Origin of the sequence: Corallococcus exiguus, assembly GCF_009909105.1 — a bacterium.
In the GTDB taxonomy this organism is placed as follows: Bacteria; Myxococcota; Myxococcia; order Myxococcales; family Myxococcaceae; genus Corallococcus; species Corallococcus exiguus.
In genome coordinates this window covers 949,904-971,948 of sequence record NZ_JAAAPK010000001.1, presented here as the reverse complement: position 1 = coordinate 971,948, position 22,045 = coordinate 949,904, and the positions used below count along the sequence as shown (strand labels likewise).

General features: G+C 70.1%; 18 protein-coding genes. 7 read left to right on the top strand and 11 right to left on the bottom strand.

The window, feature by feature from the left end; genetic code table 11:
• The first annotated feature begins 125 nt into the window (after window positions 1–125).
• Window positions 126–800: a hypothetical protein gene (locus GTZ93_RS04035; protein ID WP_120579324.1), complete on the top strand. Its 675-nt coding sequence runs from the start codon at window positions 126–128 to the stop codon at window positions 798–800.
• Window positions 801–818: 18 nt separating this feature from the next.
• On the opposite strand, the gene GTZ93_RS04030 is transcribed toward GTZ93_RS04035, so the two are convergent.
• Both GTZ93_RS04030 and GTZ93_RS04025 read right to left on the bottom strand, forming a co-directional pair.
• The gene (locus GTZ93_RS04030; protein WP_139919393.1) at window positions 819–1,865 is read right to left on the bottom strand and encodes an MYXO-CTERM sorting domain-containing protein; all 1,047 of its coding nucleotides are present in this window, start codon (window positions 1,863–1,865) and stop codon (window positions 819–821) included.
• Between the two features lie 137 nt (window positions 1,866–2,002).
• Window positions 2,003–2,725 carry a lysophospholipid acyltransferase family protein gene (locus tag GTZ93_RS04025; RefSeq protein ID WP_120579326.1) on the bottom strand — a complete coding sequence of 241 codons (723 nt, stop codon included), beginning with the start codon at window positions 2,723–2,725 and terminating at the stop codon, window positions 2,003–2,005.
• Between the two features lie 263 nt (window positions 2,726–2,988).
• On the opposite strand from GTZ93_RS04025, the gene zwf reads away from it, so the two are divergent.
• From zwf to gndA, 3 genes are read left to right on the top strand one after another with little or no spacing between them, the layout of a single operon-like run.
• Window positions 2,989–4,530 carry a glucose-6-phosphate dehydrogenase gene (zwf, locus tag GTZ93_RS04020; protein ID WP_139919394.1) on the top strand — a complete coding sequence of 514 codons (1,542 nt, stop codon included), beginning with the start codon at window positions 2,989–2,991 and terminating at the stop codon, window positions 4,528–4,530.
• The gene (pgl, locus tag GTZ93_RS04015) at window positions 4,527–5,192 is read left to right on the top strand and encodes a 6-phosphogluconolactonase (protein ID WP_120579328.1); all 666 of its coding nucleotides are present in this window, start codon (window positions 4,527–4,529) and stop codon (window positions 5,190–5,192) included. Before zwf ends, pgl begins: the two co-directional genes overlap by 4 nt.
• Window positions 5,193–5,214: 22 nt before the next feature.
• The gene (gene gndA / locus GTZ93_RS04010; RefSeq protein ID WP_139919395.1) at window positions 5,215–6,642 is read left to right on the top strand and encodes an NADP-dependent phosphogluconate dehydrogenase; all 1,428 of its coding nucleotides are present in this window, start codon (window positions 5,215–5,217) and stop codon (window positions 6,640–6,642) included.
• Window positions 6,643–6,669: 27 nt separating this feature from the next.
• Here the strand turns inward: gndA and GTZ93_RS04005 are convergent, their stop codons facing one another.
• The 4 genes from GTZ93_RS04005 to GTZ93_RS42105 all read right to left on the bottom strand — a co-directional run bounded on the left by GTZ93_RS04005 (window position 6,670) and on the right by GTZ93_RS42105 (window position 10,099).
• A complete protein-coding gene (locus GTZ93_RS04005) occupies window positions 6,670–8,298 on the bottom strand; it encodes an acyl-CoA synthetase (RefSeq protein ID WP_139919396.1) in 1,629 nt (542 codons plus the stop codon).
• Window positions 8,299–8,426: 128 nt separating this feature from the next.
• Window positions 8,427–9,263 (bottom strand): zf-HC2 domain-containing protein, encoded by an 837-nt coding sequence (locus GTZ93_RS04000; protein ID WP_139919397.1) that lies wholly within the window; start codon window positions 9,261–9,263, stop codon window positions 8,427–8,429.
• The gene (locus GTZ93_RS03995; protein WP_120579332.1) at window positions 9,260–9,817 is read right to left on the bottom strand and encodes an RNA polymerase sigma factor; all 558 of its coding nucleotides are present in this window, start codon (window positions 9,815–9,817) and stop codon (window positions 9,260–9,262) included. The genes GTZ93_RS04000 and GTZ93_RS03995 overlap by 4 nt, the downstream gene beginning before the upstream one ends.
• A gap of 111 nt (window positions 9,818–9,928) precedes the next feature.
• A complete protein-coding gene (locus GTZ93_RS42105; protein WP_167547806.1) occupies window positions 9,929–10,099 on the bottom strand; it encodes a hypothetical protein in 171 nt (56 codons plus the stop codon).
• 146 nt (window positions 10,100–10,245) lie between these two features.
• On the opposite strand from GTZ93_RS42105, the gene GTZ93_RS03990 reads away from it, so the two are divergent.
• Complete coding sequence (locus GTZ93_RS03990; protein ID WP_139919398.1) at window positions 10,246–11,253, top strand: cupin-like domain-containing protein; 1,008 nt, start codon at window positions 10,246–10,248, stop codon at window positions 11,251–11,253.
• Between the two features lie 5 nt (window positions 11,254–11,258).
• Here GTZ93_RS03990 and GTZ93_RS03985 read toward each other — a convergent pair whose 3' ends face one another.
• The gene (locus GTZ93_RS03985; protein ID WP_139919399.1) at window positions 11,259–14,015 is read right to left on the bottom strand and encodes a CHAT domain-containing protein; all 2,757 of its coding nucleotides are present in this window, start codon (window positions 14,013–14,015) and stop codon (window positions 11,259–11,261) included.
• Between the two features lie 553 nt (window positions 14,016–14,568).
• On the opposite strand from GTZ93_RS03985, the gene GTZ93_RS03980 reads away from it, so the two are divergent.
• Entirely contained in the window at window positions 14,569–15,585 is a 1,017-nt protein-coding gene (locus tag GTZ93_RS03980; protein ID WP_172814044.1) for a polysaccharide lyase, read from the top strand.
• 191 nt (window positions 15,586–15,776) lie between these two features.
• Entirely contained in the window at window positions 15,777–17,312 is a 1,536-nt protein-coding gene (locus GTZ93_RS03975) for a S1 family peptidase (protein WP_139919401.1), read from the top strand.
• Between the two features lie 87 nt (window positions 17,313–17,399).
• On the opposite strand, the gene GTZ93_RS03970 is transcribed toward GTZ93_RS03975, so the two are convergent.
• The 4 genes from GTZ93_RS03970 to GTZ93_RS03955 form a co-directional block, all read right to left on the bottom strand.
• A complete protein-coding gene (locus GTZ93_RS03970; RefSeq protein WP_233607383.1) occupies window positions 17,400–18,950 on the bottom strand; it encodes a DHA2 family efflux MFS transporter permease subunit in 1,551 nt (516 codons plus the stop codon).
• Window positions 18,951–18,956: 6 nt separating this feature from the next.
• Window positions 18,957–20,243, bottom strand: coding sequence for an HlyD family secretion protein (locus tag GTZ93_RS03965; RefSeq protein WP_139919402.1), 1,287 nt, complete (start codon window positions 20,241–20,243; stop codon window positions 18,957–18,959).
• 45 nt (window positions 20,244–20,288) lie between these two features.
• Window positions 20,289–20,795 (bottom strand): MarR family winged helix-turn-helix transcriptional regulator, encoded by a 507-nt coding sequence (locus tag GTZ93_RS03960; RefSeq protein WP_120581716.1) that lies wholly within the window; start codon window positions 20,793–20,795, stop codon window positions 20,289–20,291.
• A gap of 130 nt (window positions 20,796–20,925) precedes the next feature.
• Entirely contained in the window at window positions 20,926–22,038 is a 1,113-nt protein-coding gene (locus GTZ93_RS03955) for a glycerophosphodiester phosphodiesterase family protein (protein WP_161662647.1), read from the bottom strand.
• Between the last annotated feature and the right edge of the window lie 7 nt (window positions 22,039–22,045).

Below are 22,045 nucleotides of genomic sequence, written 5' to 3'. Positions count from 1 at the left end.
ATGCGCGCGGCGACCCTTCCCCCAGGTCCACGCACCCATGCAGCAAGCCTGCCCGGCGCACGGAGGTGCATCCGCGATCGGATTGATGGTTCACGCGTCGCGTGGCCAGTGCACAATGCGCCGTCATGCTTTCCGGTGTCTTCTCTCCGCTCGGCATCCTCGCGTCCCTGCTCGTCCTGGGCGCCCTGGTCCTCGCCACGCTGTTCCAGCTCAAGCGCCGCCAGCGCGCCGCGTGGGAGGTGTTCGCGAAGGCGCACGGCCTCTCCATCGCGGATCGGCGGATGGAAGTGCAGGGGCGCTACCAAGGGCGGGCGCTGCTCCTGGCCACGGGCAAGCGCGGCGCGAGCAGCAAGAAGCGCCACACCGTGACGGTGCTGCGGCTGGACCTGGAGGGCGCGCTGCCCGCGGACCTGCTGCTGGAGCACGAGCGCCCCGAGGACAAGATTCCCGGCGCCGCCACGCCTCGCGACGAGGTGGTGGGTGACGCGGAGCTGGACGCGGCCTTCCAGGTGGAGGGGCTGGCGCCGGAAGCGCGCCCCATCATCCTGGATCCGGGCGTGCGTCAGCGCCTGCTGGGACTCAAGGGCCACCGCCGCGTGAGCATCAAGGGCGGCTGGCTCCAGGTGGAGCAGCGCGGCGTCCCCGCGAGCGCCGCCGCGCTGGAGGCGTTGCTCCGCGCGCCTCACGACCTGGCCCGCGCCGTCACCGAGGCCGCCCCCGCGACGAACGCCGTGGAGGCCTCGCCGCACGCGGAGACGTCACGGATGGACGAAGAGCTGCCCGGCTCCGAGCACGCCTGAGCCGCGTCCGGCGTTGCGTCAGTTCCGACGACGCCGGGCGCGCAGCCCCAGCAGGCCCAGCCCCACCCACGCCGCCGGAGCCAGACCGGTGGTCGCGCAGTCACAGCTCCAGGGGTCGATGATGTCGTTGCCCTCGTCCCCAAACCCGATGGGCCCCGCATCCACCGCCATTCCCGCATCGGGTTCGGGGCAAGCGATGCACACGGTGACGGTCTCGCCCAGGGTTTCGCGTCCCAACGAGTCCGTCACGACGACATCGAGGAAGTGGGGCCCGGGCTTGAGCCCCGAGATGTCCCAGCGGCCGGGAGCGCCCCCCACGGAGTAGGTGGGCCCCGGGCCCTCGCGTGTCTCCAGCAACAGCCAATCCACCCGGAAATCCGCGCGCGCGCAGCCCACGTCGTCGATGCACTCGCAGGAGAAGTCGGCCAGGGGCCCTGACAGCCGTTCGTCCTGGAGCGGGGCGACGATACGGGCCAGAGGGGGCTGGTCCTGCCCCACGACGAGCCGGAAGGACAGCTCCGCATCGGGTTGCAGCCCATTGCTCGCCACCACCACCACGTCCACCTCCCCCAGCTCAGTAGGTATCCACGTGAGGTTGCCCAGCGCATCCAGGCCCATCCCCGGAGGCGCGGTGCGCAGGGCATACGTCGGCGCGGGCCGTCCGCGCGCGTGCACGCTGAGCCGATAGGGGAAGTACGTCACGGTCCGGGTGACGGGCACGGTGGTGAAGACCGGAGCCAGCGGGTCCTGATCCGCTTCCGTCACGACGAGGGTGAGCGACTCCAGGCCCGGCGCGGACAGCGTGAAGGTGGCCGTGCCGTCCTCGTTGTCCGCATCCTTCGCGGCCGCCAGCACCACCTCCTGGGGCTCCAAGGTGGCTGGGTCGAACGTAAGCGACGCCCCTTCCCGCACCGTGAGGTCCGCGTCGCCGTCCGTCCGCTCCACCGTGACGGTGAGCGACTCACCCGGGTCGCCAGGCCACGCGAAGCCGGCCAACGCCACGCTGAAGGACGCCGTGCCCCCTTCCACCACCCTCAACGACGACACGGACAGCACCAGGTGCAAGGGGTCGGGGATTCCCGCCTCCGGCAAAGGCGTTGGAAGGGCAGGAGTCCCCGCCCATGCCGTGGAAGACAGACAGACCCCGAGCCAGCACAGGAGCAGGTGGCGCATGACCTTCACGCTACCGCGTCCGTGCTCCTTCAGCCTACCCGCGCGAGCGCCTCCACGTACTGCTCGCGCACGCGCGTGGCCAGGGCCGCCGAATCCGGCCCGAACGTCTCCGGAGGCAGCGCCGGCATCACCTGCACCGTGACGGTGGCGCGAGGGCTCATCCACGGCCCGTCCCCATCCACCAGCTCCCGCGTGCCACGCACCAGCACCGGCACCACCGGCACGTGCTCCTCCAGCGCCAGCTGGAACGCGCCGCGCTTGAAGGGCAGCAGCTCCCCGGGCGAATAGGTGCCCTCCGGGAAGATGAGCACCGGGATGCCCTTGCGGAGCCACCGGCGGCACGGGCCCAACAGCTGCTCCATGGACGTGGAGCTGCCGCGCACGATGGGCACGTAGCCCAGGAGCGTCATCATCCAGCCCACCAGCGGCGTGCGGAACAGTGACGCCTTCGCCACGAACTTGTACGGCGTGAACAACCCCATCACCGCCAGGATGTCCGCGAACGACTGGTGGTTGACGACGTAGACGCAGGGCCCCTTGGGCAACAGCTCCCGTCCCTCCACCCGCACGCGCCAGCCAGGGGACGCGTGCAGCCACAGCCCGTAGCACCACCGGCACACCAGCACGTGCAGCCACTGACGGTTCGGGTCCAACGGGTACGCCACCACGAACAACACCGCGCCCAACGTGAAGAGGATGGGCGCGGTGACCAGGAACAGCGCGAAGAACCACAGCGAGACGACGTAGCGCATGCGAGAGGAGGAGCTTCCGTTCAGCGCGACGCCGGGGGCGTCCGGTCCGTCAGGAGTACCACGTTCCAGGCAGCCAGCTCACGCCCGGCCCGGCCGCCCGCGCGCCCTCCGAAGGAGTTCGAGTGGAGCCTTCGGTAAGCCGGAGGAGCACCCGAGCGCCGGGGCAGGCAAGACGTCAGGCCCGCATCATTCTCCTGCAATGCGCTTGCAGGGCCGCCAGATTAGCGCCTTAAGGTGCCCGACGAACCCGGAGGGAGAACCGCATGGACGCGCAGGGAGTTCACATCGAAACCCATCCCCGTGAAGGCGAGCCGGTGTTCAGCGCTGGGCGCCCGGACCCCTGCACCCTGGTCCTCTTCGGCGCCACGGGCGACCTGGCCGAACGCAAACTATTCCCGGCCCTCTTCGAGCTCGCCCGCGCCGGCTTGCTCCCCGAGAACTTCGCCATCGTCGCCTACAGCCGCTCCAAGCTGGAGGACGGCCCCTTCCGCGAGCACGTGAAGGAGGGCCTGAAGAAGTTCGCCCGCACGCAGCCCCTGGATGAAGCCGCGGTGAAGCGCTTCACGGAGAGCATCGAGACCGCCTCCGGCGGCTACGACGATCCGGAGGCCTTCAAGCGCCTGGGCCAGAAGCTCCAGGACCTCTCCAAGCGCCGCAAGACGGACGGCAACCAGCTCTATTACATGGCCACGCCGGCCTCCACGTTCCCGCAGATCATCCAGAGCCTCTCCGGCGCGGGCCTGCTCAAGCGCGAGGAGCAGCCCGGCCAGAAGCCCTGGCACCGGCTCATCATCGAGAAGCCCTTCGGCCACGACCTGGAGAGCGCGAAGGCCCTCAACAAGACGCTGGGCTCGGCGCTGGATGAGAAGCAGATCTTCCGCATCGACCATTACCTGGGCAAGGAGACGGTGCAGAACATCCTGGTGTTCCGCTTCGCCAACGCCATCTTCGAGCCGCTCTGGAACCGCCAGCACATCGACCACGTGGAAATCACCGCGGCCGAGGCCATTGGCGTGGAGGGCCGCGGCGGCTTCTACGACGAGACGGGCGTCATCCGGGACATGGTGCAGAACCACCTGCTCCAGGTGCTGGCCCTGTGCGCCATGGAGCCCCCGGTGTCCTTCGCCGCGGAGGACATCCGCGACGAGAAGAACAAGGTCTTCCGCGCGCTGCGCCCCGTTGAAGGCGGCGAGGTTCCCCAGCACGTGGTGGTGGGCCAGTACGAGGGCTACCAGGAAGAGAAGGGCGTGAAGAAGGGCTCGCGCACGCCGACCTACGTGGCGATGAAGATGAACATCGACTCGTGGCGCTGGCAGGGCGTGCCCTTCTACCTGCGCGCGGGCAAGAACCTGAAGAAGCGCCTGACGGAGGTGTCCATCCACTTCAAGTCGGTGCCCATCGGCCTGTTCAGCGGCGGCGGCGCCACCTGCCAGCGGCTGCAGCCCAACGTGCTCACGCTGCGCATCCAGCCGCACGAAGGCATCGCGCTGTCCTTCGAGTCCAAGATTCCCGGCGAGGACGTCAACATCGGCGGCGTCACCATGGACATGGACTACGCGGAGAGCTTCAAGAAGCCCGTGCCGGAGGCGTACGAGCGGCTGCTGCTGGACTGCATGCGCGGCAACGCCACCCTCTTCGCGCGCCAGGACAGCGTGGAGCAGGCGTGGGGCTACATCACGCCCATCCTCCAGGCGCTGGAGACGGACGCGGGCGGCACGGTCCACACCTACGCCAAGGGCAGCAAGGGCCCTGACGCCGCGGACGCGCTGCCCTCGAAGAACGGCCGACGGTGGTCCACGCTATGAGCCAGCCCCTCGTCGTCCCCCCGGAGCGGCTCGCCCGCGAGGCCGCGGACTGGATGGCGCGTGAGCTTACGAAGGCGCTCGCGACGAAGGCGCGCGTGAGCCTGGCCCTGTCGGGCGGCAACACGCCCAAGCCCGCGTACCGGCTGCTCGCGGACCACAAGCTCCCCTGGGAGCGCGTGGACGTGTACTTCGTGGACGAGCGCTTCGTGCCGCCGGACCACAAGGACAGCAACTACCTGCTGGTGAAGGAGTCGCTGCTTGAGCCGCTGAAGTTGCCGGACGCGCAGGTGTTCCGCATGCAGGGCGAGCGCACGGACCGCGACGCCGCCGCGCGCGACTACGAGAAGACGCTGCCCGCGAAGCTGGACGTGGTGCTCATTGGCGTGGGCGAGGACGGCCACACCGCGAGCCTCATGCCCGGCCACCCTGCCCTGCAAGAGCGCACGCGGCGGGTGCTGGCGGTGGAGCAGAGCGCGAAGCCGCCGCCGTGGCGGATGACGTTGACGTTCCCCGTGCTCCAGGGCGCGGGGGCGGTGCTGGGGCTGGTGGCCGGCGAGGGCAAGCGGGACGCCATGCGGCGCATCCTCGCGGGGGATATGTCCCTGCCCGCGTCGCACGTGACGAACACGCAGTGGATGTTGGATCCCGCCGCCCACGGGTGAGGCGGGCCCTCTGGAGGGGACGATGAGCACACAGACGAAGCCGGCGCAGTTCGGCGTGGCGGGCATGGGCGTGATGGGCGCGAGCCTGGCCCTCAACATCGCGGACCACGGCTTCAGCGTCGCCGTATGGGACCGCCACCCGGAGAGCATCCAGAAGGTCCAGCAGGCGAATCCGAAGCAGGCCCTGCAGGGCTTCCCGGAGCTGGAGAAGTTCGTCGCCGGCCTGGAGCGCCCGCGCCGCATCCTCCTGATGATCACGGCCGGCGCCCCCGTGGACGAGATGATGGGGCGGCTGTTCCCCCTGCTGTCGCCCGGCGACGTCATCATGGACGCGGGCAACTCCTGGTACCTGGATACGCGCCGCCGTGAGGCGCTGTGCAAGGAGAAGGGCTTCCACTTCCTGGGCATCGGCGTGTCCGGCGGTGAAGAGGGCGCGCGCAACGGTCCGTCCATCATGCCCGGCGGCCCCAAGGATGCGTACGCGCTGGTGCAGCCCGTGCTGGAGGCCATCGCCGCGCGCAGCGAAGAGGGCCTGTGCGTCACCCACGTGGGCCCGGAGGGCGCGGGCCACTTCGTGAAGATGGTGCACAACGGCATCGAGTACGCGGACATGCAGCTGCTCGCGGAGACGTACGACGTGCTCCACCGCGGCCTGGGCCTGGACACCGCGACGCTGGCCGACCTGTTCTCCAAGTGGAACGAGGGCATCGCCGAGTCGTTCCTCCTGGAGACCACCATCAAGGTGCTGCGCAAGCGCGACCCGGAGACGGGCAAGCCGCTGGTGGACATGGTGTTGGACAAGGCCGGACAGAAGGGCACGGGCAAGTGGACGGTGCAGGTGGCGTTGGATCTGGGCGTGCCGGTGCCCTCCATCGCGTCCGCGCTGGACGCGCGCAACCTGTCCTCGCGCAAGGACGAGCGCGTGGCCGCGAGCAAGAAGCTCCACGGCCCCGCCATCTCCCTGTCCTCGGAGGAGAAGAAGGAGCTGGCCCAGTGGGCGCATGACGCGCTCTACGCGGCGCGCGTGGTGACGTACGCGCAGGGCATGCGGCTCATCCAGGCGGCGTCGGACGAGTACAAGTGGGGCGTGTCGCTGGCGGAGATGGCGCGCATCTGGCGGGGCGGCTGCATCATCCGCGCGAAGCTGCTCACCCCGCTGCGAGAGGCCTTCAAGCAGCAGCCCACGCTGCCCAACCTGATGGTGTCCGAGGCGTTCGCGCCCGTGCTGGAGAAGATGGCCCCGGCGTGGCGCAAGTTCGTGGGCGCCGCGACGATGGCGGGCATCCCCGTGCCGGTGTTCAGCAGCAGCCTGGCGTACATGGACAGCTACCGCAGCCCGGAGCTGCCGCAGAACCTCACCCAGGCCCAGCGCGACGCGTTCGGCGCGCACACCTACCAGCGCCGGGACAAGCCCGACGCCGGCTTCGTGCACTCGGACTGGCTGAAGTAGTCCCGCAGCCCCTGCCCTGCGCGCCGCCTACTTCTTCTGGGTGGCGCGCAGCTCGGCGCGGCGGATCTTCCCGCTCACCGTCTTGGGCAGCTCCGTGACGAACTCAATCTCGCGCGGGTACTTGTAGGGCGCCGTGGTCTTCTTCACGAAGTCCTGCAGCTCTTGCGCGAGCTCCGGCGATGGCGTGTGCCCTGGCGTGAGCAGCACGTACGCCTTGATGCGATGGCCCAGCTTGTCGTCCGGCACGCCGATGACGGCGGACTCCGCCACCGCCGGGTGCTCAATCAGCGCGGACTCCACCTCGAAGGGGCCCACGCGGTAGCCGGACGTCTTGATGACGTCGTCGGAGCGCCCCACGAACCACAGGTAGCCGTCCGCGTCGCGCACCGCGCGGTCGCCGGTGACGTACCAGTCCCCCCGGCTGCTGGCCGCGTTGGCCGCGTCGTCGTTGAGGTAGCCCGCGAACAGGCCCACCGGCCGCTCCGGCTTCACGCGCACGGCGATGTCGCCCTCCTGCCCGTCCGCGACTTCATTGCCGTGCTCGTCGATGACGGCCACGGTGAAGCCCGGGGACGGCTTGCCCATGGAGCCCACGCGTGGCTCCATGCCGGGGAAGATGCCGACGATGACCACCGTCTCCGTCTGGCCGTAGCCCTCGCGGATGTGCAGCCCGGTGGCCTCCTTCCACGTCTGGATGACCTCTGGGTTGAGCGGCTCGCCCGCGCTCAGTGAGTGGCGCAGCGCGGACAGGTCCACGGCCTTCAAGTCCTGGAGCACCAGCGCGCGCCACGCGGTGGGCGGCGCGCAGAAGGTGGTGACCTTCTCCCGCTCCAGCACCTTCAGGAAGCCCACGGGGTCGAACCGGCCGCGGAAGTCGAAGACGACGTTGCACGCGCCCACGCTCCACGGACCGAAGAGCTTGCCCCACGCGCACTTCGCCCAGCCGGTGTCGCTGAGCGTGAGGTGCCGGTCCTCCGGCTGCAAGTCCAACCAGTAGCGGCCGGTGATGAGGTGCCCCTGGCCGTAGCTGGACTGCGTGTGCAGCACCATTTTCGGCATGCCGGTGGTGCCGGACGTGAAGTAGATGAGCAGCGGATCATCCGAGCGCGTGGGCGGGAACGCCGTCGCCTGGGATTCCGCCAATGCCTCGGACGTGTAGCGCGTCCATGGCGCGGGCGCGTCGCCGGTGGACACCCACGTCGTCACGCCGGGGGCCTGGCCCTGCACGCCCTCGAAGCGGTCCAGGCAGCTGCCGTCGGTGAGGACGGCCTTCGCGCCGGAGACCTCCAGCCGGTAGCGGATGTCCTTGGCGGTGAGCATGGGCGTGCCGGGCATGAAGACGATGCCCGCGCGGATGCAGCCCAGCACCAGGAACCACCACTCCGGCACGCGCGGCATCAAGATGAAGACCCGGTCGCCGCGCTTCAGGCCCAGCCCGGTGAGGAAGCGCGCCGCGTGCAGCGAGCGCTCCTTCAGCTCCTGGAAGGTGAAGCGCTGGGAGCGTCCGGACTCGTCGGACCACTGGAGCGCGGGGGCCTGGGGCCGCTCGGCCGCGTGCCGGTCGATGACGTCCGTGGCGAAGTTGAAGTGCGCCGGCCGCTCCCACCGGAAGTCACGGCGGGTGGACGCGTAGTCGGCGGATGAAGACTCGGGCATGGGCGGCTCCTGGAGTGCTCCGACAACCCCAGCAGCCTGTCACGTCATCCCGAGCGGTGAGACGAAACCCCGCGCGAAAGCGCCCGGTGGTGGACGCTCGTGACGCGCGGGGGGGAATCCAGCGTGTTTCAGCGAGCGGCGGCGCGCAGCTCTTCCGCCAGCTTGCGCGCTTCGTCGCTCCAGCCCGGCTCGCCCAGCGCGGCCACCTGGTCGAAGTCGCGCGCGGCGCGGGCTTCCTGGTGCAGGGCACGCAGCGCGAGGCCGCGGTTCCACAGCGCCTGCGGGTTGCGCGGATCCGCGCGCACCACGGGGTCCAACAGCGCCAGCGCGTCCTGGAAGCGGTTGTCCTGAAGCGCCACCACCGCCAGGTCACTGTCGCGCGCCAGCGACGCGGGCTCGCGCGCCAGCACCGCCTGCGCCTGCTGCCACTGGCCGTGCAGCACGTAGGCCGCGACGATGCCGCGGAAGTCCTTGCGCTCCTCCATCTCCGCCAGCGGACGCAGCGGCAGGGTGCCCTTCCCGGCCTCCACGCCGTCCGCGCCACCGCGCATGGGGCTGTAGCGGCGCCACTGGTCCGCGCGCGGATCAGACAGGCGGGCCTCCAGCTCGCGGGTGGTCTGGTTCTCCAGGAAGACGACCGCCGGCACTTCAGAGGCGGGCATCATGCGCGGCACGAAGACGGCGCAGAGACTGGCGGCCATGGCCAGCGGCGCCACCACGCGCGCGTTGCGGCGCACCCACGCGCCCAGCGACACCACGTTGCCGTTGTCCTCCTGCTTCGCGGCCGGCGCCTCCGCCGCGCCCGTGCCCAGGGCCCGCGCCGCCAGCAGCTCCAACTGGAGCAGGTCCCTGAGGCCGCACTCACAGGAGGCACAGCGCGGCAGGTGACTCCGGAAGCCTTCGGCGTCGGACTCGGACAGCTCGCCGTCCATGAAGAGATGCAACCGGGTGCAATGCGCGTTCATGACTGGACCCCCCGCTCCCGAGCTACAGCGACGCTCGGAAGCAGCAGCTCCCTCAGGTCCCGGCGCGCCAGCGTCAGCCAGCTGCCCACGGTTCCCACAGGGACGTTGAAATGTTCAGCGATGGCCTGGTAGCGGCGGCCTTCCGCGTGAAGCCTGTATGCGTCCCGAAGGTGCGGCTTGAGCTGCTCGATGGCAGCCTGGAACGCGTCGTTGCCCACCAGCTCCCAGTTCTCCCGGTCGCCATCCCCCGTCACCGGCAGGTCCTGCACCAGCGCCAGGTGCGGCAGCCCCCGGCTCTCCGTGCGATGCCGGCGGCAGTGGTCCAGGAACCGGTTGGTCATGGTCGTGCACAGCCACGCCGCGCACGCCGCTTCCGTCCGGTCCTTCAGGTGGCCAAACTCCGGCAACGCCCGCTCGAAGGCTTCCTGGACCAGGTCTTCCGGGTCCAGGGCGCCGCGAGCGCACAACCGCCGCGCCACCGCCAGCAGGCTGGGCCGGTGTCGCTGGATGAACGCCTCGAAGTGGCGCTTTTCCCGGTTGAAGAGATTGGCCATGACACAAGGCCCCGAAGTGACTGGTGGGCTTTCCTGACTAAAGACGCCGAGCGGTTCGTTTCTTGAGAGAAAAATGCCCGGAAGGGCAGACAAGCCTGCTCGGCAGGAGCTTCAGCGAGCCCCTTCCGGCCCCGCCAGCAGGGGGGGCACCGACGGCGGAGGCAGAGGGCGGCGCCGCTTGGGGCCGCGCTCCGAGCAATTGACGTACGAATTCTTCACGTGCGGGGCGCTGCGGTCCGGCTCGAAGGCATTGACGGCGGAGGACACGTCTCCGGGGATCATGGGTCGCTTCTCCTGGTGCTGAGGAAGTCCGGCGAAAGCCGGGGATGGGTAGAAAAAGACTGTTGGGCGTGGTCCATAGCACGCCTCGCCTCACCGGCAGGAGGGGCCCCCAGGGCCACTCCTTCAAGGATTTCAAGGAGTTCCGAATGAACGAGGACAAGTCTCCGCTGCACCCCGCGTGGCGGCAGTGGCTGGCGGAGAACCTGGCATTGGGAGTGTCGGCGGAGGACGTACAGCAGACGCTGGTGCAGGCAGGCGTGGACCCGGCGCTGGCGCGGGAGGAAATCACCGCGGTGGGGCAGCACCCCTACTTCAAGGCGGCGCTCCAGGTGGCCCGGCACTTCGGCTGGCTGGAGTCGCTGATGGATGTCTACAGCGAGCTGCGCGCCCGGGACGGGGGCCGGCAGCTGGAGGTGCGCGAGGGGATATCCCCGGAGGAGTTCTTCCGCCGCTACTTCCTGGGCCACCGGCCGGTGGTGCTGCGCGGCCTGATGGCGGACTGGCCCGCGATGAAGCGCTGGTCGCTGCCGTACTTCCGCGAGCGTTTCGGAACGGTGGAGGTGGAGGTGATGGTGGGACGCGACGCCAACCCGGAGCACGCGGCCGAGCAGGACCGGCACCGGGCGCGGATGCCCTTCTCCGACTTCCTCTCCCAGTTGGAGACAGCCGGAGAGACGAACGACATCTACATGGTGCCGCGCAACGACAACTGGGGACGCGAGGGGCTGGCGCCGCTGCGCGACGACCTGCGGGCCCCCGCGGGGCTCATCGACCCGTCGCTGCGGCCGGAGCAATTGACGCTGCTCCTGGGGCCCGCGGGCACCGTCACCCCGCTGCACCACGACAACATGAACATCCTGTTGGGCCAGGTGATGGGCCGCAAGCACGTGCGGCTGGTGCCGTCCTTCGAGCGCCACCGCGTGTACCCGCACCGGGGCACCTTCAGTCACGTGGACGCGGCGGAGCCGGACCTGGCCGCGCACCCGCTGTTCGCCGAGGCCACGGTACTGGAGGTGGTGCTGGAGCCCGGGGACATGGTGTTCCTGCCGGTGGGCTGGTGGCACTGGGTGAAGGCGCTGGACGTGAGCGCCAGCGTCACCTTCCATCACTTCCTGGTTCCGGGAGGCAACACGCACCTGGACGCTCCCTTCTGACCTGCTCAGTCCGCCCGCTCCACCAAGAGGACGGAGCGCGTCCAGACGGCTCGGGCATCGCGCGCGAGCCACGCCTGGCGCTCGTCGCGCAGCGCGACGGCCGCGGGCTTGCCAGCATGGATGCTCCGGCGCACTCCGTCGAAGAAACGGCCCGCGGCGTCCGGGATGTCCACCGTGGAGGCCAGCACCGCGCGGGCCCCGGAGTCGATGAAGGCCGCGGGCAGGCTGAAGGGCTCCGTGCTCTGGAGGGACGCGGTGCGGCCCGCGCTGCACGCGGCCAGGAACACGGTGGGCGCGCCGGTGAGCCGCTGCTCGCGCACGACGTCCGCGGTGAGCGCGTAGCGGCCATTCACCTCCGGTGACAGCACCACCAGCGACGCGCCGGAGATGCTGGGGTCGGTGATGCCGTGCGCGTGGATTTCAATCTCCGTGGCATCCGCCATCCGCGCCAGCACGCGAGAGGGCGTGGCGTCCGCGCCGGACAGCACGTCCGGCGGCGCGTCGCCGGGCTCCGCTTCCGGCGTCCACGAGGGGAGCCGGGGCAACTGCAGGAGCGACGGCGCCTCCACGCCAGCCACGACCAGGCGGCGCGTGGCGGTGGGCGCCTGCGTGGGACGCGGCCCCTGCGTGCGGCCCAGGCGGAAGCTCCAGGCCATCTCCGGCGGCAGCAGGTCCGTGCGGCCGAAGAGGGGCGTCCACGCGAACACGTCCACGTGTTCGCAGCCGACGAGCGTCTGGCGCAGGGCGTCCGGGACCAGCCGGGACGAATCCACCCGGGCCAGGGACTCCCGGCGCGAACCGTCGTAGGAGCCCTTCACCTCGCCCTTGGGCCCCAGCGCCACCAGGGTGGTGCGCTCGGCGTGGATGCTGGCCGCCAGCGCGCACCGCGCGGGCACGGGCGTGCCCAGCTGCGCGGCCATCAGCGCCACCACCTTGGGGAACTCACCGGCGCGACCCGCGTCCGCCGCGAGCGACGAATAGCTGAGCGCCCAGGCCTCACGCCCCAGCACGTCGCCACGGGGCAGGGCCTCCGCGTCCGCGATGGCCTGCTTCAGGAGCGCCTCGCCCCGGGCCCGGTCCTGGTCCAGGAGGAAGCGGCCTTCCAGATAGTGCGTGTAGATGCGGTCGCTCTCCAGGACGGAGGAGCCCTCCAGGACCCGCGTGGTGACCGTCTTCAGCCACTCCGCGTCCCGGGGGCCGGAGCCGAAGCGGGACAGCTCCGCGACCGTCGCGCCGAACACCAATTCCATCGGGTTGTCCGCGCAGGCCTCCGCCACTTCCAGCTCGCGCCGCGCGGCGTCCGGCCGCAGGTCCAGGTAGTAGAGGTGCGCCAGCTGCACGTGGGGCCAGGAGCAGCTGCGGGTGGTGCCTCGCGCGGCCCACTCCTCCAGGTACGCGCGCGCGCTGCCCAGGTCGTTGCGGGAGCGCGTCACGTGGCTGAGGATCTCCAGGACGGTGAACTCCGTCTCCCACTCGCGCAGCTGCCGGGCACCCGCCCACAACACGCGCGCGTGCTGCTCCGCCTCCGTGAGGCGCTGCTGGTCCGTGTAGAAGATGGTCAGCCGGCGCTCCAGGTCCAGGCAGCGCACCGACAGCGTCGTCTCACGGCAGCGCTGGAGTGCGTTGAAGAACCGCTGCTCGGCCTTCCACCACGCCCCTTCCGCGATCTCCTGGCGCGCCTGGTCCCGCTCCGCGATGTACGTGAACCAGGGGTCGCCCATGCGGCCGACGCGCGCGACCATGTCCTGCAGGCCGGTCAGGTCGCCATTGCGGCTGCGCAGGAGCGCGCCCAGGTAGATGTCCTCGTCGCCGGACAGGCGCGCCCGGTTCAGCAGCGCCTCCGGGACGGCCTGGCCCGCGCGCAGCGTCTCCGCGTACTGGCGCGCCAGGTCCGCACGGCGGGAGAAGTCGCGCTTCGCCACACGCTGCACGTAGTCCGTGAGCACACTGCCGCCCTGCACCCGATCCAGCTCCTTGGCCAGGGGCAGCAGCGCCAGCGCGCGCTCCTTCGACGTCGCGGCGCGAACGGCCTCATAGAAGACGCCGCGCACCGCGCCCGGAAGCTGCCGGGCCGCGTCCATGGGCAGCGGCGCCTTCGGGTCCTCCACCAGGGCCAGGGCCGCGTCGCGAGCGGCCTTCCACTGGCGCTGGCGCTCCAGCGTGGCCTCGCGCAGCGACAGCGCCTGGGCGTGGGCTTCACGTCCCCAGCCCTGCTCGTTGCGCTTCGCCACCTCTTCGAACAGCTCCGACGCGCGCAGCGTCAGCCCCATCTCCCGGAACACCAGCGCGCGGTTCCACAGGGCCTGCGTCAGGCCGGGCTTCGCGGTGAGCGCCGCGTCCAGCAGGCGCAGCGCGCGCTCATGGTCACCCCGGGCGAGCGCCACCGCCGCCAGGTCGCTGTCGCGCTCCGGCGAGGCCGGCAGGCGCTCCAGGAAGGAGGCCGCCTGGTTCCACTCGCCCTCCAGGGCATATGCCGCCGCGATGCCGCCCCAGTCCTCCCGGGACTCCATGCGGGCGAGCGGGCCCAGGGGCATCGGCTCGGCGGGCACCGGACAGCCGCCCGCGGGCGCGCGCGAGCGGTAGCGGTCCGCTTCCGGGTGCGTGAGGCGGGCTTCGATGCGGGCCGCCGCCCGGCGATCCGTCCAGAAGGTGTCAGGAAGGGACTGCGGCTGCGCCCGGGGCTTCAGGGCCGCGACGCCGGCAGCCAGGAAAGGGATGGCCAGTGCCAGCGCCCAGAGACTCGTCTTCGCCGGCTTCACCATGCGGTCCCCCCGGGCATCTCCCCCCTGCCGCCCCTTCGGGCCGTTCTACACCAACCTCCGACGAACGCCGACCTGGCCCCGTCCCCTGCCTTCAGGCGTCCCATGACGCGGTGGGCAGCAAGGCGGTGGGAGAACAGGCGCATCGGATGTTTTGGGTGACACACGCACCAATAGACGGGCTGCTCGGCCGATCTTGAAAAAAGGCCCCACTTCCCACGTCAGGCGCGAGAGGGAGACAGGGCGCCGGGCCGTCCGGTTGTTGGGGGGATGACGCCCGGGGGCTCGGCTGCACGGCTGCTCTCGAAGGATGGTTTGAGCGCCCGCATCCACCTGGAATCACGCGCTTCGGCATGCCTGGGGAAGTGACGGGCGGCAGGGCCCTGTCTGGCTCAGACCCCACCAGGCGTCCCGGCGAGCGCGCGTGCGGCAGGGGGTTGGCAGGCGAGAGGGGGCGGGAAGGCTTTTTTCCCGCCGCGTGTCCTCGTGGCCCAACCCGGACCGAAAGGACCCCTGTTTGAAGCGACTCCTTCAGCTCGTTGCCGCGGCCTCCCTGATGCCTGCCCTGTCTTTCGCTGGCGTCATCTGGAAGGGCGACTTCGAGACCGGCAACACGTCCCAGTGGACGCGCCAGCAGGCCGTTGCCAACAGCCGCTTGCAGGTCGTAACGGATGTGGTGCGTGACGGCAGGTACGCCCTCAAGGCCACGGTGAAGCAAGGCGATGATCCCATCAACGCCAGCGGCAACCGCAACGAACTGCTGTACCTGACCCACGAGACGCAGGGGAAGGAGTACTACTACAAGTGGAGCACGCTCTTTCCCTCGAACTACCCGGTGCATGACTCGTGGCAGGTCATCACCCAGTGGCACCAGGAGAGCTGCTGTGGCTCGCCGCCGCTGGAGTTCTTCGTGCGCGGGGACAAGATCAACCTGCGCGTGGGCGGCAACACCACCCCCGTGCTGTGGCAGACCTCCATCGACAAAGGCAACTGGCACGACTTCGTGCTGCACGTGAAGTGGTCTTCGGACAAGAAGGCCGGCTTCGTGGAGCTGTGGCACAACGGCGAGCACGTGCTGCCGAAGACCTACGGCGCCAACCAGTTCGGCAAGGAGCTGAACTACCTGAAGATGGGTCTGTACCGCGACGCCGCCATCAAGCCCGAAGGGGCCATCTTCCACGACGGCTTCACCATGGCGACGACGCTCGAGGACGTGATGCCGCCCGCGCCCGCGCCGGTGGAGGAGCCCGCGCCCGCGCCCACGCCCGTGCCGGATGACACGACCATCCCCGCGGAGGATCCGACCCCGGTGACGGAGACGCCGGTGACGCAGACGCCGCAGCTGCCCACCACCCAGCTGCCCACCGTGGGCGGGCAGACCCCCACCCCCACGCCGGTGTCCAACAACCCCAATGGCCTGCCGGACTCGTCCGAGGGCGTGGCGGGGGGCTGCAGCGCGTCCGGCACGTCCGGCACCCTGCCCTTCGCCGGTGCCCTGCTGATGCTGGGCGCCATCGCGCTGCGTCGCCGCCGGGCCCCCGCCCGCGCGGTGGCCCGTCGCGCCAGGCGCTGACTTCCGCTCGATACCGAAGCAAGTCCCCAGGCCCGGTGCGTCTCATGACGCACCGGGCCTTCTTGTTTTCTGTGACTTTCTTCGACCACACAAGAATGTCGGAGAATTGAAGTAATTCTTGAATTGTTTGACCTTCGCGGCTCAGTCGGGTTTCGCTTCGGGTTCCCCCGCAGCACGAAAGGCAGGACCCGATGAAGCGGACCTCCGGTCTGTTCTCCACCGCGACGGCGCTGTTCGCTGGCGCCACGTTGAGCGTCATTCCCTCGATGGCGATGGCCGCGCCTTCCCAGGCGGAGGCGGCGCTGGCGCACGACGTGTCGCCCGACCTGCTCTCCGCGATGCAGCGGGACCTGGGCCTGACGGCGGACGGCGCGAAGCAGCGGCTGGCGTCGGAGGCGGCGGCGGTGCGCGTGGAGGGTTCGCTGCGCGCGGCGCTGGGCGAGCGCTTTGGCGGCGCGTGGATGAACGCGGACGGCAGCCAGCTGGTGGTGGGCGTGACGACGGACGCGGACGCGGACGCGGTGCGCCGCGCGGGGGCCGTACCCCAGAAGGTGAAGTACACGCAGGCGGAGCTGGACGCGGTGAAGGCGCAGCTGGACCGCGACAGCCAGATGGCGGGCCGCGCCGTGCACGCCTGGTACGTGGACGTGATGACGAACAGCGTGGTGGTGCTGACGCAGGACTCCGCGCTGACGGGCGGCACGGACTTCGTCGCGAAGGCGGGCGTGAAGCACGCCGCGGTGCGGACGGTGTCGTCGCGCGAGGAGTTCAAGCCGGTGTACGACCTGCGCGGCGGTGACGCGTACTACCCGGGGAACGCGCGCTGCTCCATCGGCTTCCCGGTGGCGGGCGGCTTCGTGACGGCGGGCCACTGCGGCGGCGCGGGCACGGGCACCAGCGGCTTCAACGGCGTGGCGCAGGGCACGGTGGTGGCGGCCAGCTGGCCCGGCAACGACTACGCCTGGGTGCGCACCAACGGCTCGTGGGGGTCGCAGCCGTGGGTGAACAACTACGCGGGCGCCAACGTGCTGGTGCAGGGCTCGCAGGAGGCGGGCGTCAACGCGTCCGTGTGTCGCTCGGGCTCCACCACCGGCTGGCGCTGCGGCGTCATCACGGGGAAGAACGTCACGGTGAACTACTCCGCGGGCCCGGTGTACGGCCTCACGGCGTCCAGCGCGTGCGCAGAGGGCGGTGACTCCGGCGGTTCGTGGCTGTCCGGCAACCAGGCGCAGGGCGTGACGTCCGGCGCTGGCGGCAACTGCACCTCCGGCGGCAACACCGTCTTCCAGCCGCTCATCCCCATCCTGAACGCCTACGGCCTGTCGCTCACCACGTCCGGCAGCGGCGGCTCCGGCGGCCCCATCATCGGCCTGGCGAACAAGTGCATCGACGTGCCGAACTCCAACACCAACGACGGCACCCGCCTGCAGCTGTGGGACTGCAACGGCACCAACGCGCAGAAGTGGTCCTTCATGTCGGACGGCACCGTGCGCGCCTTCGGCAAGTGCATGGACGTGGCCTGGGGCTCCAGCGCCAACGGCACGGCCATCCAGCTGGTGAGCTGCAACGGCAACCCCGCGCAGCAGTTCATCCTCTCTGGCGCCGGTGACCTGGTGAACCCCCAGGCCAACAAGTGCGTGGACGTGTCGGGCGGCAACTCCGCCAGCGGCACCCCGCTGCAGCTCTGGGAGTGCAACGGCACCAGCGCGCAGAAGTGGCGCCGGTAGTCGTCTCCGGTAGCGCCTGAAACGAAGAAGCGCGGGCCCCAGTGCATCGGGGACCCGCGCTTTGTCGTTTCGAATGGCCGCGCTTCTTCAGTGCGCGCCTTCCACCTTCACCTTGGGGTCCGCCTTCTGGAGCATGAACACCAGGATGATGGCGCAGACGAACAGCGCGGCGAGGATGAGGAAGTTCGCGTTGAAGGCCCGCACCAGCGCCTGCGCGCTGATGCGCTGACTCAACAGGCCGTAGGCGGCGCCCGTGGGATTCAGTACGCCCCTGGCCGCCATGGCGCCGGTCATCGAGGCGACCTGCTCCTGGGCCACCTGCCCGTAGACGTCCACGTGCGAGGTGATGGCGGTGACGTTGGCCTGGGTGGAGCGGCTGAGCGCGCTGCTCATCCACGCGGTGCCGATGGAGCCGCCCAGCTCGCGGGTGAGGTTGAAGAGGCCCGCCGCGTTGCCTCGCTGCTCCGGTCGCAGGTTGCTGAGCGCCATCACCGACAGCGGCACGAAGATGAAGCCCAGCGAGCAGGCGCGGATGAACACCGGGGTGATGAGGGTGATTTCATCCACGCGCGTGGCCAGGTGGCCGTTGGTCCACAGGGACAGGCTCATTCCCAGGATGCCGAAGCCAATCAGGAAGCGGCCGTCCACCTTGCCGCCGAACTTGCCGATGAGCGGCATCAGCAGGATCTGGATGGCGCTGCCCTTGAGGAAGATGAGCCCGATGTCCAATGCCTCGTAGCGCATCACGGAGCCGCAGAAGAGGCTGAAGAGGAACGAGCCGGAGAACAGCGCCGTGCCCACCAGGAAGTTCACCCCCGTGGCCGCGGAGTAACTGCGGTTGCCGAACACGCGCAGGTCCACCACGGGGCTGGGTGTCTCCAGTTCGTGGACGACGAAGGTGATGAGCGCGATGCCCGCGATGACCGCCAGCAGCGTGATGAGCCGGCTGTCGAACCAGTCCTCGCGGTTGCCCTCCTCCAGCACGTACTGGAGGCACGCCATGCCCACGGCGAGCAGCGCGATGCCGTTGCGGTCCACCTTCTCCGTGGACGCTTCGAAGTGGGGCTGTTCGATGGAGCGCCACGCCATGTACGCGGCGAAGAGGCCCACCGGCACGTTGATGAGGAAGATCCAGTGCCAGCTGGCCGCTTCAATGAGGAGACCGCCCACGGTGGGCCCCAACAGCGGGCCCGTCACTGCGCCCAGGCCGAAGAGGGCGCCCGCCATGCCGTGCTCCTCGCGCGGGTAGCGGGCGAAGAGGATGGCCTGGGACGTGGGGATGATGGCGCCGCCGCCCATGCCCTGGAGGATGCGGAAGGCCACCAGCGAGGTCAGGTTCCACGACAGGCCGCACAGCACGCTGGCCACCGTGAAGAGGATGATGGAGAACGTGAAGTACTTCCGGTAGCCAAAGCGGCGCTGGAGCCAGCCCGTCATCGGGATGACCACCACGTTGGCCATCATGTAGCCGGTGGACACCCAGGCGATCTGATCCAACGGCGTGCCGAAGCTCGCGCGGATGTCGCTCAGGGCCACGTTGACGATGGAGATGTCCAGCACGGACATCAGCGCCGCGGCCATGGCCGCGATGGTGATGCCCGCCTTGGAGCCGGTGATGACGTCTCGGCGAGCGTCCACGGTGGGTTACTCCGCCTTCCGGGTATCCACCGCCGCGGACTTCTGGGGCTCCGGCTTCGCGCCGGTGTCCACGCTGACGTAGGCGCTCATGCCCGGCTTGATGGGCAGCTCCTTCAGGTCGCCGTCGAAGCGGATGAGCACGGGGATGCGCTGCACGACCTTCACGAAGTTGCCGGACGCGTTGTCCGGCGGCAGCAGGGCGAAGCGCGCGCCGCTGGCGCCCGCGAGGCTGTCCACGTGGCCCTTGAACGCGTGGCCGCCGAACGCGTCCACCTTCAGCTCCACCGGCTGGCCCGCGCGCATCTCGCCGACCTGGTCCTCCTTGAAGTTGGCCACGACCCAGATGTCGTTCTGCGGAACGACGGCCATCAGCGGGCGCTCCGGGCCCACCATCTGCCCCACCTCCACGGTGCGGCGGCTGACCACGCCGTCCACCGGGGCGCGCACCTGCGCGTAGGACACGGCGAGCTCCGAGAGCGTCAGCGCGGCGCGGGTCTGCTTGAGGCGGGCCTCGGCGAGCTTCAGCGCGGCCTGCGCGGCCTGCATCTGCACGGGCGCCGTCTCCGCGGCGGAGAGCTTGCCCTGCGCGGCCTCCAGGCCACCGGAGGAGCTCTGGATGCCGGCCTCGGTGGAGATCAGCCGCGCGCGGGACTGGTCCAGGGCGGCCTTGGCCGTGTCATACGCGGCCTGCCGGGTGTCCAGGTCCGACTGGGACAGCGCGCCCTGCTCGCGCAGCTGCTTCACGCGGCCCAGGTCCGTCTCCGCCAGCTTGAAGCGCGCTTCGGAAGAAGCCACGTCCGCGCGGGACTGTTCCAACGCGGCCTTGGAGGAGCTGATGCCGCTGGAGGCCTGGGTGACGCCGGCGCGGGCCTGGCGCAGGTTGGCGCCCGCGTTGGCCTCCGTGAGGGTGAGCTGGGCCTGGGCGTTGGACAGCTGGGCCTCCGCGCTCATCACGTCCGCGCGAGCGACCTCCAGGCGCGCATCCAGGTCCGCGTGGTCCAGCTCCACCACCACGTCACCGGCCTTCACCGTCTGGTTGTCATGCACCAGCACGCGGGCCACCTGACCGGCCACGCGCGGCGACACGTTGGCGATGCGGCCCTCCACCTGGGCGTCGTCGGTGGACTCGTGACCGTGGGTGAGGAGGAAGCGCGCGCCACCGCCCAGCACCGCCACGCCCACGAGGATGGGCAGCACCTGCCTGGCGCGGGAGCGCTTCGCGGGCTGCGCGACGGCGGGGGCATCGGTGGTGGAGGGAGCGGCTTCCAGTGAAGGGGCGGTACGGGTCGTCATGGTTGTTGCTCGGTACAGCGTTGAAGAAGGGGTGTGGGAAGGGGCTCAGGGGTCCCGCAGGGCGGGGATGCCGGTGGACACCTTGGCGAGCAGGGCGCGAAGCGTGTCCCGCTCATCCATGCTCAAGGGAGCCATGAGCGCGGCGATGCGGCGGTAGTGGTCGGGCATCATCCCCTGGATGAATTCGCGACCCTTCGAGGTGAGGTGCACGGAGTACATGCGCCGGTCCTCGGGGTGATCCGTGCGGGAGATGAAGCCGTCCTTCTCCAGCGTGTCCAGGAGGCCGGTGATGGTCGCGCGGCTGCAGCTCGACAGCTCCGCGAGGTCCGCGGGGCGCAGGGTGTCCCCCGCGTCCTCCGCCGCGAACAACTGCACCAGCACGACGAAGCGTCCGTGAGACACGCCGTGCCGTGCGAAGTGCGCCTCGTAGGCCCCGGTCAGTTCATTGGAGAGACGCAGCATCGTCAGACACGTCTCGATGGCGCTGGGGTCGAGCGAGGGGAAGCGCTGAGCCATCTGCTTCAGCCGCTCGTACCGGGGCACGAGCTTCATCGGCGTGGCGTTTTTCGGGCGGGTAGGGACCAAAACGAGGCGTCTAGTAAGGCCCCTAACGATTTTGCGCAAGTTGATTTCGTCGCCTGACTAAATCCTTGATTTCCCGGTCGGGGAGTGGACCGTCTGGCTACTCGACCGCCTTCACATCCGCGGCGGTGGGACGCGTCCTCAGAAGGACGGCGGTGCGCAGCTCCGGGTGTCGCGCCTGCACGGAGCGCACGGCGCGCAGGTCGAAGGACTGCACGTCCGACCTCTGGACGAGCCCTGCTTCCTGGATGAGCCGGGCGACCTTGTCGCCGTGGGCCGGAGCAATGTCTGTCTTCTCTGTTGTCCGTTTGAGTTCCACATTGAAGCGCACACGGCGGGCGTTCCGGGCGCGGAGCGGGTCGCGGGCTTCATGGGCGGCGTCCGCCTGGTCCGCCGCGAAGGCGAACACCTGGCTCAGGGTGGGGACTGTGTAGGGGTCGGGGAGCCCCACGCGGGCGGCGAACGCGACGGCCTCCGGAGAGAGCGCGCGGTCGTTCTTCTGGTCCGGACGGTCCTCCAGGAGCCGGTCGCAGACGAAGCGGGCCTGGAGCTCCGCGACGGTGAGGGTCGCGATGGAAACGGGAGCGGTCAGCAGGCTTCCATCCGCGTGGCGGCACTTCGTGGGGAACAGGTTCAGGTCGTGGGAGACCACGACGACGCCGTCGGCGGTGAGGACGGTGTCCAGCTCCAGCGTGGGCATCCCGTGGTCGAGCGCGGCCTCGAAGGAGGGCAGCGTGTTCTCCGGCCGCAGGTTCCGCGCGCCCCGGTGGCCCTGCGCATCGAAGCGCTTCGGGTCGATGAGCCCGTCCGCGTCCAGCAGGTCCCCAGGGGTGCCGTCGCCGTTGGCGTCGAAGTCGCGCACCGCCTGCATCAGGAGGTCCGGCTGGTCCGTGATGATGCCGTCCACGCCGCGCTGGAGCAGGGCCTGCATCGTGGGCAGGTCGTTCACGGTCCAGACGACGACCGGGTGACCGGCGGCGTGGAGGCGCTCCAGGTCGATGCCGCCTCCAGGCTGGAGCAGCTCCGCGGAGGGAGAGCACACCGGAGCGAGCGTCCGTGCGTGCGCTCGCAAGGTGTCCATGAGGCGCAGCGTGGGGTCGTCCGCGGGTGGGCGGGAGGACGGGCCGGGCCTCGTGCATGCGCAGGCGAGGAACGTCAGGAGCACCACGGAGGCGCGGCGGGAGAAGCGCGGGTCGGATGATGTCGTGCGCATGGGCTGC